The sequence below is a fragment of the Demequina gelatinilytica genome (assembly GCF_000971115.1).
GTDB lineage: Bacteria > Actinomycetota > Actinomycetes > Actinomycetales > Demequinaceae > Demequina > Demequina gelatinilytica.
The window spans coordinates 104,658-126,166 of record NZ_BBLV01000017.1 but is presented as its reverse complement, the minus strand read 5'-3'; the positions used below and the strand labels follow the sequence as shown (position 1 = coordinate 126,166).

At 72.2% G+C, this 21,509-nt stretch carries 22 protein-coding genes, 1 tRNA gene and 1 pseudogene; 9 read left to right on the top strand and 15 right to left on the bottom strand.

Going from position 1 to position 21,509, the window contains the following annotated elements:
- Both AOM00_RS15650 and AOM00_RS13155 read left to right on the top strand, forming a co-directional pair.
- Positions 1-1,013, top strand: a pseudogene (locus AOM00_RS15650) (hypothetical protein); the annotation flags it as partial.
- Positions 1,014-1,161: 148 nt separating this feature from the next.
- On the top strand, positions 1,162-2,271 hold the full coding sequence (locus AOM00_RS13155; RefSeq protein ID WP_062518219.1) for a class I SAM-dependent methyltransferase: 1,110 nt from the start codon (positions 1,162-1,164) through the stop codon (positions 2,269-2,271).
- 94 nt (positions 2,272-2,365) lie between these two features.
- Here AOM00_RS13155 and AOM00_RS13150 read toward each other — a convergent pair whose 3' ends face one another.
- Both AOM00_RS13150 and AOM00_RS13145 read right to left on the bottom strand, forming a co-directional pair.
- On the bottom strand, positions 2,366-2,806 hold the full coding sequence (locus AOM00_RS13150; RefSeq protein ID WP_062518218.1) for a hypothetical protein: 441 nt from the start codon (positions 2,804-2,806) through the stop codon (positions 2,366-2,368).
- A gap of 271 nt (positions 2,807-3,077) precedes the next feature.
- Positions 3,078-3,151, bottom strand: a tRNA-Pro gene (locus tag AOM00_RS13145).
- Positions 3,152-3,326: 175 nt separating this feature from the next.
- Here AOM00_RS13145 and AOM00_RS13140 point away from each other — a divergent pair.
- Both AOM00_RS13140 and AOM00_RS13135 read left to right on the top strand, forming a co-directional pair.
- Complete coding sequence (locus AOM00_RS13140; protein WP_228373507.1) at positions 3,327-4,607, top strand: flavin-containing monooxygenase; 1,281 nt, start codon at positions 3,327-3,329, stop codon at positions 4,605-4,607.
- Positions 4,604-5,491, top strand: a complete 888-nt coding sequence (locus AOM00_RS13135; RefSeq protein WP_062518217.1) for an SDR family NAD(P)-dependent oxidoreductase — start codon at positions 4,604-4,606, stop codon at positions 5,489-5,491. Before AOM00_RS13140 ends, AOM00_RS13135 begins: the two co-directional genes overlap by 4 nt.
- A gap of 12 nt (positions 5,492-5,503) precedes the next feature.
- On the opposite strand, the gene AOM00_RS13130 is transcribed toward AOM00_RS13135, so the two are convergent.
- A complete protein-coding gene (locus tag AOM00_RS13130) occupies positions 5,504-6,661 on the bottom strand; it encodes a GGDEF domain-containing protein (protein ID WP_156159174.1) in 1,158 nt (385 codons plus the stop codon).
- A gap of 14 nt (positions 6,662-6,675) precedes the next feature.
- On the bottom strand, positions 6,676-7,869 hold the full coding sequence (locus tag AOM00_RS13125) for a GGDEF domain-containing protein (RefSeq protein WP_062518215.1): 1,194 nt from the start codon (positions 7,867-7,869) through the stop codon (positions 6,676-6,678).
- A 127-nt stretch (positions 7,870-7,996) separates the two neighbouring features.
- On the opposite strand from AOM00_RS13125, the gene AOM00_RS15285 reads away from it, so the two are divergent.
- Together AOM00_RS15285 and AOM00_RS13115 are read left to right on the top strand one after the other, a co-directional pair.
- On the top strand, positions 7,997-9,013 hold the full coding sequence (locus tag AOM00_RS15285; RefSeq protein ID WP_169746860.1) for a pyroglutamyl-peptidase I: 1,017 nt from the start codon (positions 7,997-7,999) through the stop codon (positions 9,011-9,013).
- A 41-nt stretch (positions 9,014-9,054) separates the two neighbouring features.
- Positions 9,055-9,666 carry a nucleoside deaminase gene (locus AOM00_RS13115; protein ID WP_062518213.1) on the top strand — a complete coding sequence of 204 codons (612 nt, stop codon included), beginning with the start codon at positions 9,055-9,057 and terminating at the stop codon, positions 9,664-9,666.
- A gap of 12 nt (positions 9,667-9,678) precedes the next feature.
- Here AOM00_RS13115 and AOM00_RS13110 read toward each other — a convergent pair whose 3' ends face one another.
- On the bottom strand, positions 9,679-11,028 hold the full coding sequence (locus AOM00_RS13110; protein WP_062518212.1) for an MFS transporter: 1,350 nt from the start codon (positions 11,026-11,028) through the stop codon (positions 9,679-9,681).
- Positions 11,029-11,119: 91 nt separating this feature from the next.
- On the opposite strand from AOM00_RS13110, the gene AOM00_RS13105 reads away from it, so the two are divergent.
- Genes AOM00_RS13105 through AOM00_RS13095 form a run of 3 tightly spaced genes read left to right on the top strand, consistent with a single transcriptional unit; the run spans position 11,120 to position 13,238 of the window.
- Positions 11,120-12,046 carry a serine aminopeptidase domain-containing protein gene (locus AOM00_RS13105; protein ID WP_062518211.1) on the top strand — a complete coding sequence of 309 codons (927 nt, stop codon included), beginning with the start codon at positions 11,120-11,122 and terminating at the stop codon, positions 12,044-12,046.
- Positions 12,043-12,828, top strand: coding sequence for a glycerophosphodiester phosphodiesterase family protein (locus AOM00_RS13100; RefSeq protein ID WP_062518210.1), 786 nt, complete (start codon positions 12,043-12,045; stop codon positions 12,826-12,828). Before AOM00_RS13105 ends, AOM00_RS13100 begins: the two co-directional genes overlap by 4 nt.
- Positions 12,825-13,238 (top strand): DUF1801 domain-containing protein, encoded by a 414-nt coding sequence (locus AOM00_RS13095; RefSeq protein WP_062518209.1) that lies wholly within the window; start codon positions 12,825-12,827, stop codon positions 13,236-13,238. Before AOM00_RS13100 ends, AOM00_RS13095 begins: the two co-directional genes overlap by 4 nt.
- A gap of 14 nt (positions 13,239-13,252) precedes the next feature.
- On the opposite strand, the gene der is transcribed toward AOM00_RS13095, so the two are convergent.
- Genes der through AOM00_RS13045 form a run of 10 tightly spaced genes read right to left on the bottom strand, consistent with a single transcriptional unit; the run spans position 13,253 to position 21,508 of the window.
- Positions 13,253-14,731 (bottom strand): ribosome biogenesis GTPase Der, encoded by a 1,479-nt coding sequence (gene der, locus AOM00_RS13090; RefSeq protein WP_062518208.1) that lies wholly within the window; start codon positions 14,729-14,731, stop codon positions 13,253-13,255.
- Entirely contained in the window at positions 14,728-15,426 is a 699-nt protein-coding gene (locus AOM00_RS13085; RefSeq protein WP_062518207.1) for a lysophospholipid acyltransferase family protein, read from the bottom strand. The genes der and AOM00_RS13085 overlap by 4 nt, the downstream gene beginning before the upstream one ends.
- Positions 15,423-16,151 (bottom strand): (d)CMP kinase, encoded by a 729-nt coding sequence (gene cmk / locus AOM00_RS13080; protein WP_062518206.1) that lies wholly within the window; start codon positions 16,149-16,151, stop codon positions 15,423-15,425. Before cmk ends, AOM00_RS13085 begins: the two co-directional genes overlap by 4 nt.
- A complete protein-coding gene (locus AOM00_RS13075) occupies positions 16,148-17,194 on the bottom strand; it encodes a prephenate dehydrogenase (protein ID WP_062518205.1) in 1,047 nt (348 codons plus the stop codon). Before AOM00_RS13075 ends, cmk begins: the two co-directional genes overlap by 4 nt.
- Before the next feature lie 7 nt (positions 17,195-17,201).
- Complete coding sequence (aroH, locus tag AOM00_RS13070) at positions 17,202-17,564, bottom strand: chorismate mutase (protein ID WP_062518204.1); 363 nt, start codon at positions 17,562-17,564, stop codon at positions 17,202-17,204.
- A 28-nt stretch (positions 17,565-17,592) separates the two neighbouring features.
- The gene (locus AOM00_RS13065) at positions 17,593-18,342 is read right to left on the bottom strand and encodes a pseudouridine synthase (protein WP_062518203.1); all 750 of its coding nucleotides are present in this window, start codon (positions 18,340-18,342) and stop codon (positions 17,593-17,595) included.
- The gene (gene scpB, locus AOM00_RS13060; protein WP_439644933.1) at positions 18,342-18,845 is read right to left on the bottom strand and encodes an SMC-Scp complex subunit ScpB; all 504 of its coding nucleotides are present in this window, start codon (positions 18,843-18,845) and stop codon (positions 18,342-18,344) included. Before scpB ends, AOM00_RS13065 begins: the two co-directional genes overlap by 1 nt.
- 38 nt (positions 18,846-18,883) lie before the next feature.
- Positions 18,884-19,741 (bottom strand): segregation and condensation protein A, encoded by an 858-nt coding sequence (locus AOM00_RS13055; RefSeq protein ID WP_062518201.1) that lies wholly within the window; start codon positions 19,739-19,741, stop codon positions 18,884-18,886.
- Position 19,742: 1 nt separating this feature from the next.
- Positions 19,743-20,558: a ParA family protein gene (locus tag AOM00_RS13050; protein ID WP_062306820.1), complete on the bottom strand. Its 816-nt coding sequence runs from the start codon at positions 20,556-20,558 to the stop codon at positions 19,743-19,745.
- A gap of 32 nt (positions 20,559-20,590) precedes the next feature.
- On the bottom strand, positions 20,591-21,508 hold the full coding sequence (locus tag AOM00_RS13045) for a site-specific tyrosine recombinase XerD (protein ID WP_062518200.1): 918 nt from the start codon (positions 21,506-21,508) through the stop codon (positions 20,591-20,593).
- Between the last annotated feature and the right edge of the window lies 1 nt (position 21,509).

Below are 21,509 nucleotides of genomic sequence, written 5' to 3'. Positions count from 1 at the left end.
AGCGTCGGGAACGCCGCATCCAGGGTGCCGACCCTCCCCAACACCTGTGGCACAGTGACGTCGTGGATGAATCTTCCCTGGTGGGACCCGCCGAAGCCGTCCGTGCCGCTGCGGAGGACCGCGCGCGCCAGAGGCGGGCAGCCGCCCAGCTCAAGACGACCGCGGCACTCGTGGCGACGCGGCGTGGGGAGCTGGCCGAGCTCGAGCGGGCGCTGGCAGTGGAGCAGGCGGACGTGCGCCGGCTGGAGGAGCTGTCCTTGACGAAGATCTGGGCAGCTCTGCGCGGCGACACGGTCGATCGGCTGGCCGCCGAGCGCGCGGAGGCGGATGCCGCGGCCCTCGCGGTCGCCGCCGCGCAGTCGCGGCTCGACAGTGCGATCGCCGAGGACTCACGAGTCCGCCGTGAGCACGACGCGCTGCGCGGAGCGGATCGCATGTACGAGGAGGCGCTCGCGTCCTATGAGTCCGCCATGGTCACGGCCGGCGGTCGCGACTCTGCGGAGCTGACGGCGCTTGCCGAGCAGCTGGGTGTCGCGGAAGCCCGACGGCATGAGATCGCGGAGGCGGTGGACGCGCTGCGAACCACGAGGACCGCGCTCGACGCGGCTCTTGACGAGCTGGACAACGCAGGCGGCTGGTCGACATACGACACGTTCTTCGGGGGCGGCCTTGTCGCCGACATGATCAAGCACTCGAGGATCGACGATGCCACCGCAGCCTTCCGCGAGGTCAACCGGGCGCTCGAGCGGCTCTCCGTCGAGCTCGCCGATATCGGGGGCTCCACGATCGATGGCGTCGACGTCTCCCAGACGCTCGCCATCTTCGACGTGCTGTTCGACAACATCCTCAGCGACTGGATGGTGCGGGACCGTATCTCCCAAGCCCAGGCGCGCGCCAGGGACCTGGGCCGTCGCCTCTCCCAGGTCGGCGATGATCTCGGTGCTGCTACCTCGGAGATCACCGCACGGATCGCCACGCTGCGCCAGCGACGCGAGGCGATCCTCACCAGCTGAACCGACCGCAGCGGAACCCGACCCGCCGCTAGGCTTCCATGGTGATCGGCCCCCACTCGCGCATCGTCTCCGCCGGCACGTGCGCCCGCTCCCGCCCCTGTGGCCTTGCAGTTCGACACGTCGAGGGCGGTGCGAGGCGGTGAGCGAGATGTTCGACGCGCTGCGGCGCTGGCCGGACGTCGAGGCGCCCGGGCTGGTCGCCGTCGACGCGGCGGATCGGCTGATCCTGGACGAGTCCGCGGTGCTGCGCGCGTCGGCGGGGCCAGACGACGTCGTGGTCATCAACGACGCCTACGGCGCGCTGACCCTCGGGGCGGCACAAGGGGGCGCGCGAAGGATACGGACGCACATCGACGCGATCACCGGTGAGCGCGCGCTCGAGGCCAACTCCGCACGCGTGGGCTTCGCCGACCACTTTCGCGCTCTCCCGCTCGACGCTGGGCTGGTCAGCGGGGCGCGGGTGGTGCTGCTGCGCCTCCCCCGCTCCCTCGACGCGCTGCGCGACATCGCCGGTCTGATCGCGGCGCACGCCGATCCCGGCGTGGTGGTGGTCGCGGGCGGACGGCTCAAGCACATGTCGGTGTCGATGAACGAGGTGCTTCGCGAGCACTTCGGGCGGCTCGATGTCAGCCACGCGCGGCAGAAGTCACGGGTGCTGCTCGCCCGTGCGCCCCGAGATGGTCGCGATCCCGTTCCCGCCGCGGCACAGGTGGCGGGTCTGGAGGTGCGGGCGTACGGCGGCGCCTTCGCGGGCGCGCGGCTCGACATCGGCACCCGTCTGCTGCTTGAGAACCTTCCCGACGCTCCGGTCGGCGGGACGCCAGACGATCCCCTGATCGACCTGGCCTGCGGCACGGGGATCATCGGTGCGTGGATGGCGACGAAGTATGTCGGCGCGCATGTCTATGCGTGCGACCAGTCGGCCACTGCCACCGCGTCCGCACGGGCGACGATGCTCGCCAACGGCATTCAGGACCGTGTGACCGTGGCACGCGACGACATGCTGGGCGCCCGGCCTTCCGCAAGCGCCTCGCTCATCACGCTGAACCCGCCGTTCCACTCGGCGGCTGCCGTGACCGACCTCATCGCGCCGCGGATGTTCGCCGACGTGGCCAGGGTCCTGCGCCCCGGTGGTCAACTGTGGTGCGTGTGGAACTCGGGCCTCAAGTACAGGCCCCTCCTCGAGCGTGCGCTCGGCCCCACCGAGCAGGTCGCGCGCAATGCCAAGTTCACGGTCACGGTCTCGACGCGGCGGTGAGGGATCCCCGACCGATCGCTCGTGGATTGCGGCGGGATCCCGCGCGATAGCGCCGCGTCGATCCGGTGACCCTCGCGTGGGCCACGGCTCGGGCTCAGGTCGGATCCGACAGCAGCAGCACCCACGCCCGGCCGGCGTCCAGGCGCGCGAACATGAATGCTGCCTCAGCGCCGTCAGGTGTGTGGATCGCCCAGCCCCCCTGGTGGAGCCACCGCCCGGCATTGGCGGGAGCGGACTCGAGGAGGTCCGCGAGTGCGTGGTCCCCGGAGTCCCGGAGCGTCTCGAGGGCGCTGAGCAGCGGGATCAGCCGGGCGCAAGCCTCGATGACATCCTCGATCGCGTCCTCGTCCGCATGCATGTCGAAGCCCGCCACCAGCGAGTCGACCACGGCATCCGCCAGGGCCGGTCGGTCCGGATGCTCGCGCGCTACAGCGCCGTGGACATCGTCTGCGACAGTGGGGTCCTCCGCGTAGAGCTCGCGGATCTCCTCGATCTCGATCCAGAGCGGGTTGTCGTCAGGCTGGGCGGTGCTCACCCCTCCACGGTAGACGCAGCCGCGGCGGGAGCGTCGCCTCGCACGGCATCTGCCCCGGTCGCCGGGCCCTTGAGCAGGTCGTCCGGCGGGATGGGATCGCGGTGCGCTGCCGTCTGCTGTCGGCCATGGAGTCATGCAGCCAGGCTGACTGTCATCCCAGTAGGACGAGCGTGATCGTCACAAAGATGAGTAAATGATGACCGGGTCATGTCACTCCATGCAAAAAGTCCTGGCAACCCGTGAGTTACCAGGACTTTCCGCTTGCTACACGTCGGGCTGACAGGATTTGAACCTGCGACCCCTTGACCCCCAGTCAAGTGCGCTACCAAGCTGCGCCACAGCCCGTGACAGCCCGATAACTATATCGGAATCCGGAGGCCTCCAAGACCACTTTCGGCGCCAAGTCGCAGAAGATGACGCATAACTTGGTCAGCCCCGTTCAGCCCAGAAGGCCGAGCCGCTTCCGCATCGTCCCTCGTCTCCCCTAGTCTCGTGCCACTGCTCAACGACGAGGAGACACGTGCTCGACACCGCCATCATCGGCGCGGGCCCCGCGGGCCTGGCCGCCGCGTACGCGCTCAAGCAGCGCGGCCTGCCCTACACCCACCTCGAACGCAACCGAGGCATCGGCGGGGTCTGGGACATCGACGCCCCCGGCAGCCCGATGTACGAGTCGGCCCACTTCATCTCGTCGAGGACCCTCTCGGGCTTCCCCAGCTTCCCCATGCCGGACGACTACCCCGACTACCCGAACCACCGCCAGATCCTCGCGTACCTGCGCGCCTTCGCGGCCGCGCACAACCTGGCCGAGGGAATCGAGTTCAGCACGGCGGCAGCCAAGGTCGAGCGGACCGGCGACAGCTACCGCGTCACGCGCGAGGGCGGTCGCGCCACCGAGCACGCCCAGGTCATCATCGCGTCCGGCGCGCAGTGGATCCCGAACATCCCCACGCTCCCCGGCACCTACACCGGCGAGGTCCGCCACACCATGACCTACCGCAGCGCGAAAGAACTCGAAGGCAGAAGCGTCCTGATCGTGGGCGCCGGCAACTCCGGCGCGGACATCGCGTGCGACGCGGCGCGCACCGCCGACCACGCCGCGATCAGCCTGCGCCGCGGCTACCACTTCATCCCCAAGCACGTCTTCGGGATGCCGTCCGACGTCTTCGCCGACGGGGGTCCCACGCTCCCCATGTGGCTCGAGCAGCGCGTCTTCGGGGCCATGCTCCGCGTCCTCAACGGAGATGTCACGCGCCTGGGCCTGCCCAAGCCCGACCACAAGGTCTTCGAGAGCCATCCGCTCATGAACACCCAGCTGCTGCACCATCTGGGCCACGGCGACATCACGGCGCGCCCGGCCATCGCCACCACCGACGGCACCACCGTCACCTTCACGGACGGCTCCACCGAGGACGTCGACCTCATCCTCCTGGCCACCGGTTACCGCCACGAGGTGCCCTACGCGCAGGACCTCCTGGGCCACGACGCCCACCCCGACCTCTACCTCACCGCCTTCTCGCGCCACGCAGGGCTGTACGGCCTCGGCTTCGTCGAGACCAACGGGGCCTCGTACGTGCTCATGGAGCAGCTCGCGACCATGATCGCGCAGCACATCGAGGACCGCGCGCAGCGCCCGGACCGGTGGATCGAGTTCGAGCGGCTGATCGCGGCCGACGCACCCGACCTCACGCGCGGCATCCGTTTCGTGGACTCGCCTCGCCACGCCGGATACGTCGAGTCGACCGCGCTCACCCGCTACCTCCACCGCACCGCCAGGCGCATGGGCTGGAGCATCCCGTGAGCCGCACGCCGTACGACCTCACCGACCGCATCGTGGTGGTCACCGGCGGCGCCGGCGGGATCGGGCGCGCGTTCAGCGCGGCCGCCGTCGCGCGCGGCGCACGGATCGTGGTGGTCGACCTGAGGGACGATGCGGCACACGCCGCCGTCGATGCCCTCCCGGGCGGCGCCGCGCGCCACGGCGCGGAGGTCGGCGACCTCACGGACCGAGAGCAGGCGGAGGCCATCGTCGCCCGCATCGGGGACCGCCACGGCCGCATCGACGTCCTGGTCAACAACGCGGGCATGACCAGCGCGGCGCGCTTCGACGAGCGCAGCGTGGAGAGCATCGAGCGCGAGCTCGCCGTGAACCTCACCGCGCCTCTGGTGCTCACCCGGCTCGCGGTGCCGCTGCTCCGCGCGGCGTCAGATCCTCGCGTCATCACCACGGTCTCGCTCGGCGGGATCTTCCCCCTCGGAGAGACTCCGATCTACACCGCGAGCAAGTTCGGCCTCCGCGGAGCGATGCTCTCGATCGCCCTCGACATGCGCGACAAGGGGATCACCATGAGCGCGGTGCTGCCCTCGGCGACCGACACGCGGATGCTCCGCCAGGAGGCGCTCGACGGCGGCAACTCGTTGCAGTTCCAGGACCCGCCGCAGTCGCCGCAGCACGTCGCGGCCACCATGATGGGGCTGCTGGACCGGCCCCGTCTCGAGGCGTACCCCCGCCCATCCGAGTCGTGGCTGGTGCGCGCCGCCATGCTTGCCCCCGGCGCGCTGCCGCGGCTCATGCCGTTGTTCCGGGGACGCGGCGAACGCGGTCAGGCGCGGTACATCAGGGACCTGCGCGCACGAGGCCTGATCCGCACGGTCGACGGCACCGAGGTCGCCGTCGAGGACTGACACACCCCGCCGTCAGGTGGCCTGGGTCACCTCATCGTCCACGCGCCGCGGCGCGCGGTACACATGCTCGGTGTTGCGTCCGGCGCGCTTGGCCTCGTAGAGGGCCTCGTCCGCGCGCGCCATGAGGATCGCGAGCCCCAGGCCGTCCTCGGCCGCCGCGAGCCCGTGGCTCGCGGTGGGCGTCGCGCCGCAGTCGGCGGCGCAGGTCTCCCCGAACGTCCGCGTCACCGCGCGGGCGCGGGCGACCGCCTCCGCGATCTCGACGTCGCGCATGACGATGACGAACTCGTCGCCACCCATGCGTCCGAGGATGTCGTCGGGCCCCAGCACCTCACGCCACGCGCGCGTGAACTCGACGAGCGCGCGGTCGCCCTCGGCATGTCCCCGGGAGTCGTTGACCGACTTGAAGCGGTCGAGGTCCGCGATCGCGATAACGAGCCGCTGCGACGGGTCCCACCGCAGCACGGCGCGCTCGGCCCGCAGGAAGAGCTCGCCCCGGTTGAGCACACCGGTGAGGTCGTCGGTGATGGCGCGTCGCTCGAGGTCGGCGCGCGAGTGCACGTGAGCGAGCTGGCTCACCGCCTGGGTGACCGTCGCGATCGACACCATCTGGATCAGCGCCGTCACCCCGCTGCCGGCGATCGTGGCGAACGCCGCGCTCTCGGGTCCTTGGAGGATGTAGAGCACCCAGCGGACCGTGTAGAAGACGGTGAGGACGGAGGCCACCACCGCCATCACCCGCACCTCGCCCCGCCCCAGGCGGCCGTCGTGCTGCCACAGCTCGAACGCCGTCGCCCCCGCGCAGGCGCCGAGCGCGATGAGCATGTACGCCCCTCCCGCCCACGCGTTCGCGGACGGGTCCTCCAGCAGCGTCGAGCCGCCCGCACCGGCCACCACGGTCGCGAACAGCCACCAGGGCAGCGCCACCCCACGGATGCGCCGCGCCGTCGCGATCATCAGGCATCCACCCGCCACCGCGGCCATGTTGGCGAACGGCGCCGTGTACGCCTGGAGAGGGGTGCCGTCGGCCACGTAGAGCCCGGTCCCGACGGTGAACGCGATGAGCGACCCGAGCCACGTCGCCGCGACCGAGCCGCGGCCATCGCGCCTCGCGACCAACCCGGTGTAGACCATCGCCAGGAGGACCAGCACGGCGAGCGAGATCCTCATGCTCAGCTCGTCGATCACGACGCGGCCTCGTGCGCCTGAGGGTCGCGGCCATGGGCGCGCACGGCGCCGCCCCTGGCGGCCTTCGCCTCGTACAGCGCCATGTCGGCGCGCCCGACCAGCACCGTGACGCTCGTCTCCGGCTCCACCACGGCGATGCCGTAGCTGACGGTGGGCGGGAGCGTCACGTGCTCAGCCGCGGCATCCTCGAGCCGGGGCGCCACCGACGCGATCCGGGCGCGGGCGCCGTCGATGTCGACGTCGCGCAGCAGCGCCAGGAACTCGTCTCCACCGAGCCTGCCGAAGAGGTCGCCGGGCGCGAGCACCGAGCGCCACGCCTCGGTGAAGGCGATGAGCGCGCGGTCGCCCGCGGCGTGGCCCCAGCTGTCGTTGAGCTCCTTGAAGTGGTCGAGGTCGCACGCGATGAGGACGCTCGGGGCGGTCCGCGCATCCGCGACGCCGTCGTGGATCCGCTCCATCAGCTCGGCGCGCGAGAGCACGCCGGTGAGGTCGTCGGTGGTGGCGCGCCTCACCAGCTCCTCGCGTCGACGGCTCTCGCCGAGCGCCGCCATCGCGTAGGTGACCGTGGCGACCACTGCGATCTGCACCAGCGCCGTCGCGGCGACGCCGAGCGAGGTCCCGAAGGCTCCGTCCTCCGGCCCCTCGAGGGTGAGGTCGATCCACCGCGCGACGTAGACGAGACCGAGCACCGCACCGGCACCGGAGAACGCGGCGTAGGAGCGCCGCTCGACCCTCGTGTCCGCGGCGCCACGCGGCGCGCGACGGCGGCGCTCGAGCCGCATCTCGACCGCGATGGTGCTGTAGACGCCCGCGAGCATCGTGTACATGAAGGCCGAGCCGGCCCACTCGTCCGTGCCGGGGCTGTCGACCGCTGCCGCGGCGATGGTGCCGGCGATCATGAAGGCCTCGGGGAACCACGGCAGCGCCAGCCCCCGGATCGCGCGGGTCGCGTTGAGGACGCACAGGACGGCCGCGACGCCGACGCCGTTGCCGAGCGGCACCAGCAGCCACTGCAGCGACGTGCCGTTGCCCAGGTCGAACAGCAGGCTGCCGATGGTGAGGATCATCGTCGCGCCCCACCACCGCGGCGCCGCGGAGGACCAGGCTCGGGCCACCGACCCGAGCGTGTGGATGAGGGACAGCGCCACGACGACGCCGAGTGCCACTCGCACGCTCGTCGGGTCGATCATGGAGCACACCGTAGGCGCGCGGGCGTGCGCGTTTCCACGAGTGTGGGGAACCCCACAACGTCTCACCGGCGCCTCAGGACCTTGGGCCCAGGCAGGCATGCGCAGCTCCAACGCCTACGCTAGTGGCATGGCTCGTGTCCTCATCACCGCGTTCGAACCGCTGCCGAGTACCATGGGCGACGGGGCCGCCGATGCGTCCCGCATCCTGGCGGAGACGTGGCAGGGGTCCGCCGAGATCGTCGCGCGGGACCTCATCCCGGCCTACACCGAGTCGTCGCGCCGCCTGCGCGCCTCGGTCGCCAAGCATCTTCCGGACGCGGTGCTGGTGATCGCGACGGACCCGGACGCGACGGCGATCACGGTCGAGCGGCTCGCGGTGAACCTCGACGATGCCCCGGTCCCCGACGCGCATGGTGCGCAGCCGATCGACTCCCCCGTGGTCGCCGGCGCCCCCGCGGGCCTGTGGACCACGCTGCCTGCGCGGGAGATCGTGGACGCGCTCGCCGCGCGCGGGCTGCCGGCGCGGCTGTCCGTGAACGCGGGCGGCGGGCTCGCCAACCATGTGTTCTACGTGCTCCAGCGCGAGCTGGCCGAGTGGGGCGTGCCGAGCGGCCTGGTCCGTGTGCCGCCGACCGCGCCCGCCGCCGGCGCCCTCGCGCTGCCGGTCGAGGTGCTCGCCGAGGCGCTGCGCACCGTGGTCCAGACCGTGCTGGGCGAGGCGCCTGAGGAGGCGCCCGCGGCGGAGCCGGAGCTCGAGCCCGCCTTCGACCCCGAGGCCACCCAGCCCTTCCTCATGGCGATCCAGGAGCCGATCGCGGAGACCCCCGCGGCGCCCCCGCGCATGGTCACGCCCACCCTCGCTCCGCTCGAGGAGGAGCCCGCGCCGGCATCGTCCTTGCCCCCGGCCGCGGGGCGCCCCGAGCCCGCGTTCGAGCCCGAGCAGCCTCCGGTGCTGGTGCCCCCGTGGGGGCCCACATCGGGCGACGTGCCGGTATACGAGCCGCCTGTGCCCGCGCCCGCGCCCGCGCGCGAGCCGCGCACCGACGGCGTCCCGACCTCGCACGCCCCCGAGGCTCCCGCCGAGGACGAGGCCCCGCGCCACCCCACGTGGGATGAGATCATCTCGGGCAAGACCGCCGACTGACCCCACCCCTCCCCCGCTCCCCGCATCTCCCAGGAGGTTCGATGGCCGACGGCCTCGCGACCAGCGTGACCCTCACCCTGCCCTCGTGGCTCGTCGCGGAGCTCCCGGCGCTCCCCGATGTGCTCGCGACGCCCGAGGACCAGATGGCGCTCGTGCATCGTCTCGCGGACCGCAACTGGCGGGAGGGCGGCGGCGGGCCCTTCGCCGCGATCGTGGTCGAGGCGAGCACGGGCCGGCTCGTGTCCGTCGGCGTCAACGTGGTGCTGGGAACGGGCATCAGCGCGGGCCATGCCGAGGTGGTCGCGCTTGCGCTCGCCCAGCAGCGGCTCGGCTCGTGGGACCTGGGTGCTGATCACGACCTCGCGCTCGTGGTGAACTGGAGGCCGTGCGTGCAGTGCTACGGCGCCACCCTGTGGTCGGGCGTCAAGCACCTGGTCGTCGCGGGAGAGGGGCCCGAGCTCGAGCAGCTCACCCGCTTCGACGAGGGCCCCGTGGTCGCGGACTGGGCCGCGCAGTTCGAGGCCCGCGGGATCGCGGTCACCACGGACGTGCTCCGTGACCAGGCGCTCGCCGTCTACCGCGCGTACGGAGAGTCCACCTCGACCGTCTACAACGCGCGGGGTTCCGGCCCCATCGAGGCGCCGCTCGGCTGAGGGCCGGGCCCGTCAGCGCGTGGGGACCTTGACGAAGAGCATGCTGACGAAGCCGGCGAGGACCACCGCGACGATGCCGAGCACGCCCCAGATGGTCTCGTGCGTCAACGTGATCGCGACCCACCACATGGCCGGAGCGAGGAACGAGACCGCTCGCCCGGTGGTCGCGTAGAGACCGAAGATCTCGCCCTGCTTCCCCGGCGGGCTGATGCGCGCGAGCAGGGAGCGCGAGGCGGACTGCACGGGACCCACGAACAGGCACAGCGTGAGCCCCGCGATCCAGAACACCACGGGGCCGAGCGGCTCGAGGAACGCGACCACCAGCCCTGCGACCACCATGCCGCCCAGGGACCAGAGGATGAGGCGGCGCGGGCCGAAGCGGTCGTCGATCAGGCCGGATGCCATGGTCGCCACACCCGCGACCAGGTTGGCCGCGACACCGAAGTACAGCACCTGGCTCTCCGAGAAGCCGTAGGCGACCGAGGCGATGATCGCACCGAAGGTGAAGACGCCCGCCAGCCCATCGCGGTACACCGCGCTCGACAGCAGGAACCACAGCGTGTGGCGCTCCTCGCGCCACAGGCGCACCAGGTCGTGCCAGAGCCGTACGTAGCCGCCCAGGAAGGACACCGGCGCCCTCCCGGTGCCCGGCGCCTCAGGCACGTAGCGGAACAGCGGCCACGCGAACGCGAGCGTCCAGACCGCGCATCCCACCGCGATGAGGCGGTAGGCCATGCCGTTGGAGGTGTCCATGCCGAACCAGTCGAGCTCGGTGATCACCACCACCAGGACCAGCGCGACGATGCCGCCGGTGTACCCGAAGCCCCACCCGAGACCCGAGACCCGGCCCATGGTCCGCGGCGTGGTCACCTGCGTGATGAGGGCGTTGTAGTGCACGCCCCCGATCTCGGAGAAGATCGAGCCGACGGCGATGAGCCCGGCACCGACCACGAAGTACGCGGGCGCCGCCTGCACGAAGTAGAGGCCGGCCATGCACACGACGAGCAGGGTGGTGCACCACGCGAGCCAGCGCTTGCGCCGTCCCGACGTGTCGGCACGCTGCCCGATGACCGGGGCGAGCACCGCGATCACCACCGCCGCGAGCGTCATCGCGAGGCCGAAGGATCCCGACAGGTCGGCCTTCGCCGCCTCGTAGGCCGGGTCGTCCTCGCCCAGCGCCGCGATCGCGGGATCCATGAAGGAGTCCGAGACCAGGTAGAGCGCGGCGAACACGAACGTGATGATCACGGAGTTGTAGGGCTGGGTCGCCCAGTCCCACAGCGCCCACGCGAAGACCCGGCCGCGAGGGACCCGGGGTTCCTCGACGGCGGGCTCCGGCGACATCGTCGTCTCGGAAGTCATGCGCCAAGAGTGCCCGGCTCGCGTGAAGGATGCGCGACCAACACGCGAACGAAGGATGAACAGAGGCCGCCGAGGTGGCACGATCGGAGGCATGGACCCGAACGCGACCTGGGAGGACGATGCGCTCGCCGGGTTCGAGGCCCGCCCCCTGGGCCCGGCGACGCTGGTGCGGTCAGCCGCTCCCCCGGCTGCGCCGCGCGGGGCCGTGCTCCACGTCCACGGCTACAACGACTACTTCTTCCAGGCCCACCTCGCCCGCTTCTTCGAGGAGCAGGGCCTGGCGTTCCACGCGGTCGACATGCGCCGCGCCGGTCGGTCGCTCAAGGAGGGCGACGTGCCGCACCTCATCGCGAGCATCGACGAGCTGGGCGACGACATCGCGGCGGCTGCCGACGCGATCGCGGCCGAGCGTCCCGGCCTCCCGCTCGTGGTGCACGCGCATTCCAACGGCGGGCTCGCGGCCGCCGTCTGGGCCTCCGCACGCCCTCACCCCGGGCTCGCGGGGCTGATCCTCGACGGCCCCTACTTCGCCCGCGCGGGCACCCGCGCCGAGCGCATCGGGCTGCGCGCCGTGCCGCTGCTGGCCCGCGCGAGGCCGCGGATGGTCCTGCACGACGCCCCGTCGCACTACGCCGCGCATCTGCTCACCGACGCCGGCGGAGCATGGGGCTTCGACGTCGCGTGGAAGAACCCCGCAGGTGTCCCGGTCCGCGCGGCGTGGCTCGCGGCCGTGCTCGACGCGCAGTCGCGCGTGGCACGGGGGCTCTCCATCGCGGTCCCCGTGCTGGTGGCGCGTTCCCACTCCACGGGACCCGACTCCCCCGACAACCCGCAGATCGGGCTCCAGGACACGGTGGTCGACGTGGACGCGATCGCGCGGCTCGCGCCGCGCCTGGGGCCCCGGGTGCGCGAGGCCGTCATCACGGGCGGGGTACACGAGCTCTCGCTGTCCTCCCCTGTTCCCCGTGCGGCGTACCTCGCCGCCGTCGCATCCTGGTTGCCGGAGGTGATCGCATGACCGCGGCCCGCACATCCCACCCGTACCTCGACGCGCCGTTCGCCGCGCTCGCGCATCGGGGGTTCTCGCGCGACGGCCTCGAGAACTCGATGGCGGCGTTCCAGTCCGCCGTCGACCTGGGCTTCCGCTACCTCGAGACCGATGCGCACGGCACCGCCGACGGCGTCGCGGTCGCGCTCCACGACTCCTCGCTCGACAGGACGACGGACTCCGCCGGCGACGTGGCGGACCTGCCCTGGGAGCGGGTCCGGCACGCACGCATCGGCGGAGTCGAGCCCGTGCCCCTGCTCGAGGACGTGCTCGGCACCTGGCCCGGCGTCCGCGTGAACATCGACGTCAAGGGCGAGTCGGGCATCGTCCCCGTGGCCGAGGCGATCGAGCGCACGGGCGCGCACGACCGCGTCTGCGTCGCCTCGTTCTCGGTGCAGCGGCGCGAGGCCACGCTCGCGCGCCTGAGCCGCCCGGTCGCGACGTCGGCCGGCACCTCCGAGGCTGCGCGGTTCTTCGCGGGCGGTCTGCTGGGCCTGGGCACGCTGCGGTCCCTGCGCGGCGTGGACGCGCTGCAGATCCCGTGGCGCGTGGGCATGCTGCCCGTGCTCACGCAGCGCCACATCCGCCTCGCGCATGACGCCGGGCGTGCGGTGCACGTGTGGACCGTCAACCGACGCGAGGAGATGGAGTCGCTCATCGATGCGGGCGTCGACGGCATCGTGTCGGACCGTGCCGACCTCCTCAAGGAGGTGCTGGTCGCGCGCGGCATGTGGTCCTGGTTCGACCGATGAACGCCACGGTCCCGACCGACGTCCCTGTGGAGGCCTTCCTCGCCGCGGTCGAACCCGAGCGACGGAGGGCCGAGGCCCGGCGGGTGGTGGCGCTCGTCTCCGCCGCCACCGGGACCGAGCCCGTGATGTGGGGACCGTCGATCATCGGCTGGGGCACCCTGCACTACCGCTACGCGAGCGGGCGTGAGGGCGACTGGATGAAGGTGGGCTTCTCCCCGCGCAAGGCGCAGCTGGTGTTCTACGGGCTCAAGGACACGCCCGAGGGCGCCGGGCTGCTCCCCGCCCTCGGCGAGATCACCGAGGGCAAGGGCTGCGTGTACGTCAGGCGGCTCGACCGGGTCGACCTCGAGGTGCTCGAGGACCTGGTCGAGATCGCCTATGCGCGCGGCGATCTCGACGCCACCGCCTGACGGGCCGTCCGCGGCTACTTGCGCTTGGCCCCGCGCTTCTCGCGCACGCGCACCGAGATCTGGATGGGCGTGCCCTCGAAGCCGAAGTTCTCGCGCAGGCGACGCTCGATGAACCGGCGGTACTGCGGCTCGAGGAAGCCCGAGGCGAAGATCACGAACCGCGGCGGGCGCGTCGCGGCCTGCGTCGCGAAGAGGATCTTGGGCTGCTTGCCACCGCGCACCGGGTGCGGGTGCTCCGCGACCAGCTCGCCCAGGAACGAGTTGAGGCGACCGGTGGAGATGCGCTGGTCCCAGCTCGACAGCACCAGCTCGAGCGCGGGCAGCAGCCGGTTGGTGTGCCAGCCCGTCATGGCGGACAGGTTCACGCGCGGCACCCACGTGTGCTGGACCATGTCCTTCTCGATGGACCGCTCGAGCAGGAAGCGCTCGTCCTCGCCCACCAGGTCCCACTTGTTGAACACGAAGATCATCGCGCGGCCCGCATCGACCACCTGCTGCACCACGCGCAGGTCCTGATCGGTGAGCGGCGTCGACGCGTCGAGCAGCACCACGCCCACCTCGGCGCGCTCGATCGCGGTCTGCGTACGCAGCGAGGCGTAGAAGTCTGCGCCCTTGGTCATGTGCACGCGGCGACGGATGCCCGCGGTGTCCACGAGCGTCCAGGGGCGTCCGCCGATCTCGACCTGCTCGTCGACCGGGTCGCGCGTGGTGCCGGCGAGCTCGTTGACCACCGCGCGCTCCGTGCCCGCGAGCTTGTTGAGCAGCGAGGACTTGCCGACGTTCGGGCGCCCCACGAGCGCGATGCGTCGCGGCGCGTCCTCGTCGACCTCCACCTGGTGCATCTCGGTGGGCAGGATCGCCATCGCGGCGTCCAGCAGGTCGCCCGTGCCGCGGCCGTGCAGCGCGGACACGGGGTACGGCTCGCCGAGCCCCAGGTTCCACAGCGCCGCCGCCTCGAGCTCGCCCTGGGGGCCGTCCACCTTGTTGGCGGCGAGCACCACGGGCTTGTCGGCCTTGCGCAGCAGCCGCACCACCTGCTCGTCGGTGGCCGTCGCTCCGACCATGGCGTCCACCACGAACAGGACGGCGTCCGCCATCTCGATCGCGGCCTCCGCGGCCTGCGCCACGGAGAGGTCGATGCCGGTGACGTTCTTCTCCCAGCCGCCCGTGTCGAGCAGCGTGAAGTCCCGACCGGCCCACTCGGCGCGGTACGCGACGCGGTCGCGTGTGACGCCGGGCTTGTCCTCGACCACGGCGAGGCGCTTGCCGATGATGCGGTTGACCAGGGTCGACTTGCCCACGTTCGGGCGGCCGATGATCGCGAGGACCGGCAGCGCCTCCTCGGTGAGCGGCTCGGGCTCGCCGGCGAGGTCGGCGAGGTCCTCGGGGCTCAGGTCGTAGGCGTCGAGGCCGGCGCGGAGCGCGGCCTCGCGGATCTCGTCGAGCGACTCGGGCGCGTCCGACTCGTGGGGCGCGGGAAGCTCGTCAGTCATGCGGGGTCCTTCTCTTCGCGCGCGGAACCGCGCGGGTCGTCGAGCGGAAGCTCGAGGTCTGTCGTGTCAAGGGTACGGGCCACCTGGTCGCGAAGCGCCTCGGCGAGCCTCTCGGCCGCCCACGCCTGCTTCGCGCGGCCGCCCCGCACATCGTCCGGAGGGGTGAGCACCATGGGCTCCCCGAAGGCCACCAGCAGGCGGCGGCCCGGCTTCGGCCACACGTTCACGGACTCGCCCGTGCGGCGCGATCCGATGATCGCGGTGGGCACCACGGGCGCCCCCGACTGGATGGCCAGCCAGGCCGCGCCGCCGTGGACCGCCTCCGCGGTCCCGGCTCCTCGCGTGCCCTCGGGGAACACGCCGATGACGTCGCCGCGGCGCAGCACCGCGAGGCCCTGGGCGAGCGCGTCGCGCCCGGAGCCCTCGACGGTGATCTGCTGCGCGGCGCGCAGGATCGCTCCCAACGGTCCCGTCATCATGCCCTTGCGGATGAGGAAGTGGGAGCCGCGCGGGATCACGCCGTGCACCACCGGTCCGTCGATGAGGCCCACGTGGTTGCAGACGACGATGGCGGCGCCGTGCCGCGGCACGTTCGCGCGCCCCCGCACCTCGGTGCGCCACAGGATGCGCGCGAGGAACCGACCCACCCAGCGGGACCAGCGCGGCCCCCACCGGCTCGGGACGGATGCGCTCACTCGGCGGGCTCTTCGGGAACGGCCTCGATGGACGACGCGCCCGGCTCCTCGCCCTGCACCTCGGCCACCAGGTCGAGCACGGCCTGCACGGCCTCCTCGATGGTGAGCTCCGACGTGTCGAGCGTGTGGACGCCGTCGGCGGCCGTGTGGAACTGCACCACGGTCGCGTCCTTCTTGTCGCGTCCGAGCACCGCCTCGCGCACCGTCGCAAGGTCGGCGCCCTCGCCCGCGCGCCGCGCGACCCGGATCTCCTCGTCGGCCGTCATGAGGATCCTCACGTCCGCGTCGGGCGCGATCACGGTGGTGATGTCGCGGCCCTCGGACACGATGCCGCGGCCCTCGGACAGGCCGCCCTCGAGCTCGGACGCGATGACGTCGCGCTGCCACTGTCCGAGCGCGGCGCGCGCCTCGAGGTTGGTGGCCACCTTGGACACCGTGAGCGCGACGGCGTCGGAGCGGATGAGCGAGCTCACGTCCTCGTCCTCGAGCACCACGCGCGGGTTGCGCGGGTCGAGCACCAGCGCGACGTTCATGGTCTCCACCAGCGCGGCGACGTCGGACTCCTGCGCGAGGTCCACGCCCTCGCGCATGCACCACAGCGTCGCGACGCGGTACGTCGCGCCCGTGTCGAAGTACGCGAGCTTGAGCCGCTGGGCGACCTCGCGGGCCACCGTCGACTTGCCGGTCCCCGCAGGGCCGTCGATCGCGATCGAGATTCCGGTCATGATGCAGCGATCTCCCAACCCTGCCGTTCGAGCGCGGCGACCAGGTCGCCCGCGCTCGAGGGCAGCACGTAGAGCGTTGTCAGACCCACCGGCTGCCGCGGCGAGTGCTCGATGGAGATGTCCTCGACGTTCACGTCGACCTCTGCGGTGTCCTGGAGGAGGCGCAGGAGCTGGCCGGGGGTGTCGGGGACGATGACGGTGACCGGCGTCCAGTCGCGCGTGGCCCCGCCGTGCTTGCCGGGGATGCGCGCGACCTCGTAGCGACCGCGGTCGATGAGGTCCGTGAGGGCCTCGCCGATATCGTCAGCCTCCCTCACCTCCTCGAGGTCCGCGATGATGTGGTCGAGCGTCTCGATCAGGTGCGCGCGGTTCATGCGCGCGATGTCGGCCCACATGCCGGGCAGGGATGCCGCGATGCGGGTGACGTCGCGCAGGCCCTGGCCCGCGAGGGCGACGTCGTCCGCGGACAGGATGCCCAGCGCCGCCGCGACGGCGGAGGCCGCGACCTGCGGCGCGTGGGACACGCGCGCGACCGCGGCATCGTGCGCCGCGGCCTCCATGGTCACCACGTCGCACTGCAGCGCGGCGGGCACCGAGGCGACCATCGCCAGCGCCTCGGAGGAGGCGCCGTTGGGGCACAGCACCCACGGGCGCGCCTTGAACAGGTCACCCTGGGCCCCGAGGCCGCCGGAGACCTCGCGGCCGGCCATCGGGTGGGAGCCGACGTAGCGGGACGATGCCTCGGTCGCGGCGGCCGCGGCGGCGATGGGCGCCTTCACGCTCGCGACGTCGGTGACCACGGCGTCGGGGTAGCGGCCGAGCGCGGCCGCGACCACGGCGGGTGCGGCCGACGGCGGGACGGCGACGATCACGAGCTCCGGCGCGTCCTCGGAGGGCGCCGCTCCCGCACCGATGGAGCGCGCCAGGGCCTGCGCCTCGGCGTCGTTGTCCTCGATGGTGACGGTCCAGCCCTCGGCGCTGAGGCCGAGACCGATGCTCGCCCCGATGAGGCCGGCACCGATGATGTGCGTGCGGGGTGACATGACGCTCCTACTGCGCGAGGTCGCGGCGCAGGCGCACGGCGTCGCGCAGGTACACGTGCGAGATCTCGTCGCGAGGACGGTCGAGGTGCGCGTGCATCATGACGCGCACCACGAGCGGCAACGCGTGCGGGACGGCCATCTCCTGGGCGCACATGAGCGGCACCGCGCCGAAGCCGAGCGTGCGCGCGGCGGCGGCCGGGAAGTCGCTCACGATGTCCGGGGTGCACGTGAAGATCACGGAGATGAGGTCGTCCGTGTGGAGCGCGTTGTCCGCCATCATCGCCTCGACGAGCTCGATGGTGCGCGCGTGCAGGTGGTCCTTCTCGTCGCGGTCCAGGGTGATGGCGCCACGGATCGCACGGATTGTCATGGCCACATCGTATCGGTCGGGGCGCGGGCTACAGCCCGGCGATGTCCATGAGCCGCCCGACCTCGCCGGGCGACAGCTCGCGGACCTCCCCCGGCGCCATGGTGCCCAGCCGGATGGGGCCGAACTGCGTGCGCACCAGCTCGAGGACCGGGTGGCCGACCTTGTCGAGCATGCGGCGGACGATGCGGTTGCGGCCCTCGTGGAGCTCGACCTGCACCAGCGACGAGTCGCTCGCGACGTCGAGCACCGTGCACGCGGTCGCGCGCACGGGGCCGTCGTCGAGCTCGACCCCCTGCTTCAGCTGCGTGGGCAGGTGCTTGGAGACGCGGCCCCTGACCTTGGCGACGTACACCTTGGACACGCCGTGGGTCGGGTGCGCGAGACGGTTGGCGAGCTCCCCGTCGTTGGTGAGCAGCAGCAGACCCGTGGTCTCCGCGTCGAGGCGGCCCACATGGAACAGCCGCTCCTGGTACTGGCTCACGAACTGGTCGAGCGCGGGGCGGCCCTGCGGGTCGCTCATGGTCGACACCACGCCCCACGGCTTGTTGAGCACCACGGTGACGTGACCGGCGTCGACGGAGATCCGCTCGCCGTCGACGGCGATCACCACCTCGTCGGGGTTGACGCGCACGCCCAGCTGGTCGACCACCTCGCCGTTGACCGTGACACGGCCGCGCTCGATGAGCTCCTCGCACTTGCGGCGCGAGCCGACGCCCGCCGCGGCGAGCACCTTCTGGAGGCGGGTGCCCTCGGGACGGTGGATCTCGAGCTCGGACATCAGCGGCCCTCCCCATCGATGTCGGCCAGGTCGGGCAGGTATGGCGCGAGCGGCGGGAGGTCGTCGAGCGTGGACATGCCCATGCGCTCGAGGAACTCGGTGGAGGTGCCGTAGAGCACCGCTCCCCCGAGCTCGCCCACCTCGGTGACCAGGCCGCGCGCCGCGAGCGTCTTCATCACGGAGTCCACGTTGACGCCGCGGACCTGCGAGACCTGCCCGCGCGTGACGGGCTGGCGGTAGGCGACCACCGCGAGCGTCTCGAGCGCCGCCTGGGACAGGCGTGCGGACTGGCCGTCCACGATGAACCGGCCCACCACGTCGGCGAACAGCCGCGACGAGTAGATGCGCCAGCCGCCGTCGACCTCGCGCAGCTCGAAGCCGCGCGGCGCGTCGGGGTCCGCGTACTCGTCGCGGAGCGCCTCGATCGCGGCCTCGACCTCGCCCAGCGGCACCTCGAGGGCCGCGGCGAGCTCGGCGGCGGGGACGGGCTCGTCCACCACCATCAGCACCGCCTCGAGCGCCCCGCGCAGCGTCACGTCGTTCACACCGTCTCCCCGTCCTCGGTACCGATGCCGGCGGCCTGCGTGGCCACGCCCATGGCATCGTCCTCGTCGAACTCCGCGGACACCTCGACCGCGGAGTCGCCGCCGGTCCACCGGACCGTCAGCTCGCCGAGGGAGCGTACCTGGTCGAAGGCGACCACGGCCTCCCGGAACAGCTCGAGCAGCGCCAGGAAGCGGGCGACGACCACGCTGACGTGCCCCGCATCGTGCACCAGCGAGCGGAAGCTCACCGCGCCCTCGCGCTGGAGGCGCGTGGTGATGACCACCGCCTGCTCGCGCACGCTGACCGCAGGGTTGTGCAGGTGGGCGATGCTCACGGTGGGCACCGCCTTGGGCTGCAGCGCATGCGCCGCGAGCTGCGCGAGCATCTCGGGTGTCACCGTCCACACGAGCTCCGGCAGGAGCATCGCGAACTGAGGCTCGAGCGGCACGTCCCGCGGGATCCGCCGCGGCGCCGCGAGCATCGTCTCGAAGGCCGCGGCGGCCTGCTTGAACGCGCGGTACTGGAGCAGGCGCGCGAACAGCAGGTCGCGCGCCTCGAGCAGCTCGAGGTCCTCGACGTCGTCGACCTCCCCCTGCGGGAGCAGCCGTGCCGCCTTGAGGTCGAGCAGCGTCGCCGCCACCACCAGGAACTCCGAGGCCTGCGAGAGGTCCCAGTCGCCCTCGCGCGCCGCGATGGTCGCGAGGAACTCGTCCGTGACGCGCGCGAGCGAGACCTCGGTGATCTCGAGCTGATGCTTCGAGATGAGGCTCAGCAGCAGGTCGAACGGTCCCTCGAAGTTGTCGAGGTGGACCTCGAAGCCCCGGGGGGCCTCGGGCGCGGCCTGCTCGGTCACGCTAGGCGGCGACCCCGCGCGCCACGAGCTCGCGCGCGAGCTGACGGTAGGCCTCGGCGCCGGCGTGCGCGGGCGCGAAGGTGGTGATCGGCTCCGCCGCGACCGTCGCATCCGGGAACTTCACGGTGCGGTGGATCATGGTGTCGGTGACGCGCTCGCCGAAGGCGTCCCGGACGCGCTCCACGACCTCCTGGGCGTGCAGCGTGCGGCCGTCGTACAGCGTGGGCACGATGGCATCGATGGTGAGGCGTGTGTTGAGGCGGTCCTGCACCTTCTGGATGGTGTCCACCAGGAGCTTGACGCCGCGCATCGCGAAGTACTCCGACGCGAGCGGGATCACCACGCCGTGGGCCGCCACCAGCGCGTTGACGGTGAGCAGCCCCAGCGAGGGCTGGCAATCGATGAGGATCGCGTCGTAGTCGTCGAGCACGGGGCGCAGCGCACGGGCGAGCGCGCTCTCGCGCGCGACCTCGCCCACCAGCTGCACCTCCGCCGCGGACAGGTCGATGTTCGCGGGCAGCAGGTCGAGGCCGGGGATCTTGGTCTCGAGGATGACGTCCTTGGTCGCGACGCCCGTCTCCATGAGCAGGTCGTAGACCGTGCGGTCGAGCGCATCGGCGTTGATCCCGAGGCCCGCGGAGGCGGCACCCTGCGGGTCGAAGTCGATGAGGAGCACCTTGCGGCCGTACTCGGCGAGCGCCGCGGCGAGGTTGACCGAGGTGGTGGTCTTGCCCACCCCGCCCTTCTGGTTGCACAGCGCGACGACGCGCGCGGGACCGTGGCTGGGAAGGGGTTCAGGTGCAGGGAAGTCGGTCACGCGCCAACCTTACCGCCCGGCACGGACGGTCCTCAGCGGGCGCGCGGATGCGCCGCGGCATAGACCTCGCGGAGCGTGTCACGCGTCACGAGCGTGTAGATCTGGGTGGTCGTCACGGACGCATGGCCCAGCAGCTCCTGCACCACGCGCACGTCCGCACCGCCCGTGAGCAGGTGCGTCGCGAACGAGTGGCGCAGCGTGTGGGGCGAGACGTCCTCGACTCCCGCGCGCTCGGCCGCGGCCCGCAGGATGGCCCACGCGGACTGTCGCGACAGGCGTCCGCCACGGGTGTTGAGGAACATGGCGGGGGTGCCTCCTCCAGCCTGGACGTAGGCGGCCCGCGCGCGCACCAGGTAGGCCTCGAGCGCCTCCACCGCGTAGCCGCCCACCGGCACGATCCGCTCCTTGCGCCCCTTGCCCCGCAGCAGCACCGTCTCCTGGTCGGGCACCAGCTCGACATCGTCCACGTCGAGCCCCACGGCCTCGGAGATGCGTGCGCCGGTCGCGTAGACCAGCTCGAGCAGCGCGCGGTCGCGCAGCGGCGCAAGGCCGTCGCCGGCCCCCGCCTGGGCCAGGATCCGCCCGACGTCCTCGATGCTGATCGCCTTGGGCAGCCGCTTGGGGATCGCGCGCGGCTTCACCTGGGCGGAGGGGTCCGCCTCGGTCCATCCCTCGAGCACCGCGAAGCGATGCCAGCCGCGCACGGCGACCACGGTGCGGGAGGCCGATGCGGGTGCCAGGGCGCGTCCGCCGTCATCCCCCGAGCTCACGGCCTGCGCGAAGTCCGCGACGTCTCCTCGCGCCACCTCCTTGAGGTCGTCGAGGCCCCGCGCACGGAGGAAGGCGGCGTAGCGGTCGAGGTCGCGTCGGTACGCGGCGACGGTGTTCGGGCTCAACCCGCGCTCCACGGCGACGTGCGCCAGGTAGGCGTCACGCTGCCGCGTCAGCATC

Coding starts and splice junctions, on each gene's coding strand:
- AOM00_RS13115 (WP_062518213.1), top strand. CDS start 9,055: ATGGCCGACGGCCTCGCGACCAGCGTGACCCTCACCCTGCCCTCGTGG.
- AOM00_RS13125 (WP_062518215.1), bottom strand. CDS start 7,869: ATGATCGACCCGACGAGCGTGCGAGTGGCACTCGGCGTCGTCGTGGCG.
- AOM00_RS13130 (WP_156159174.1), bottom strand. CDS start 6,661: ATGAGGATCTCGCTCGCCGTGCTGGTCCTCCTGGCGATGGTCTACACC.
- AOM00_RS13065 (WP_062518203.1), bottom strand. CDS start 18,342: ATGTCCGAGCTCGAGATCCACCGTCCCGAGGGCACCCGCCTCCAGAAG.
- AOM00_RS13100 (WP_062518210.1), top strand. CDS start 12,043: ATGACCGCGGCCCGCACATCCCACCCGTACCTCGACGCGCCGTTCGCC.
- scpB (WP_439644933.1), bottom strand. CDS start 18,845: ATGGTGGTGGACGAGCCCGTCCCCGCCGCCGAGCTCGCCGCGGCCCTC.
- AOM00_RS13155 (WP_062518219.1), top strand. CDS start 1,162: ATGTTCGACGCGCTGCGGCGCTGGCCGGACGTCGAGGCGCCCGGGCTG.
- AOM00_RS13075 (WP_062518205.1), bottom strand. CDS start 17,194: ATGTCACCCCGCACGCACATCATCGGTGCCGGCCTCATCGGGGCGAGC.
- AOM00_RS15285 (WP_169746860.1), top strand. CDS start 7,997: ATGGCTCGTGTCCTCATCACCGCGTTCGAACCGCTGCCGAGTACCATG.
- AOM00_RS13110 (WP_062518212.1), bottom strand. CDS start 11,028: ATGACTTCCGAGACGACGATGTCGCCGGAGCCCGCCGTCGAGGAACCC.
- der (WP_062518208.1), bottom strand. CDS start 14,731: ATGACTGACGAGCTTCCCGCGCCCCACGAGTCGGACGCGCCCGAGTCG.
- aroH (WP_062518204.1), bottom strand. CDS start 17,564: ATGACAATCCGTGCGATCCGTGGCGCCATCACCCTGGACCGCGACGAG.
- cmk (WP_062518206.1), bottom strand. CDS start 16,151: ATGACCGGAATCTCGATCGCGATCGACGGCCCTGCGGGGACCGGCAAG.
- AOM00_RS13105 (WP_062518211.1), top strand. CDS start 11,120: ATGGACCCGAACGCGACCTGGGAGGACGATGCGCTCGCCGGGTTCGAG.
- AOM00_RS13045 (WP_062518200.1), bottom strand. CDS start 21,508: ATGCTGACGCGGCAGCGTGACGCCTACCTGGCGCACGTCGCCGTGGAG.
- AOM00_RS13095 (WP_062518209.1), top strand. CDS start 12,825: ATGAACGCCACGGTCCCGACCGACGTCCCTGTGGAGGCCTTCCTCGCC.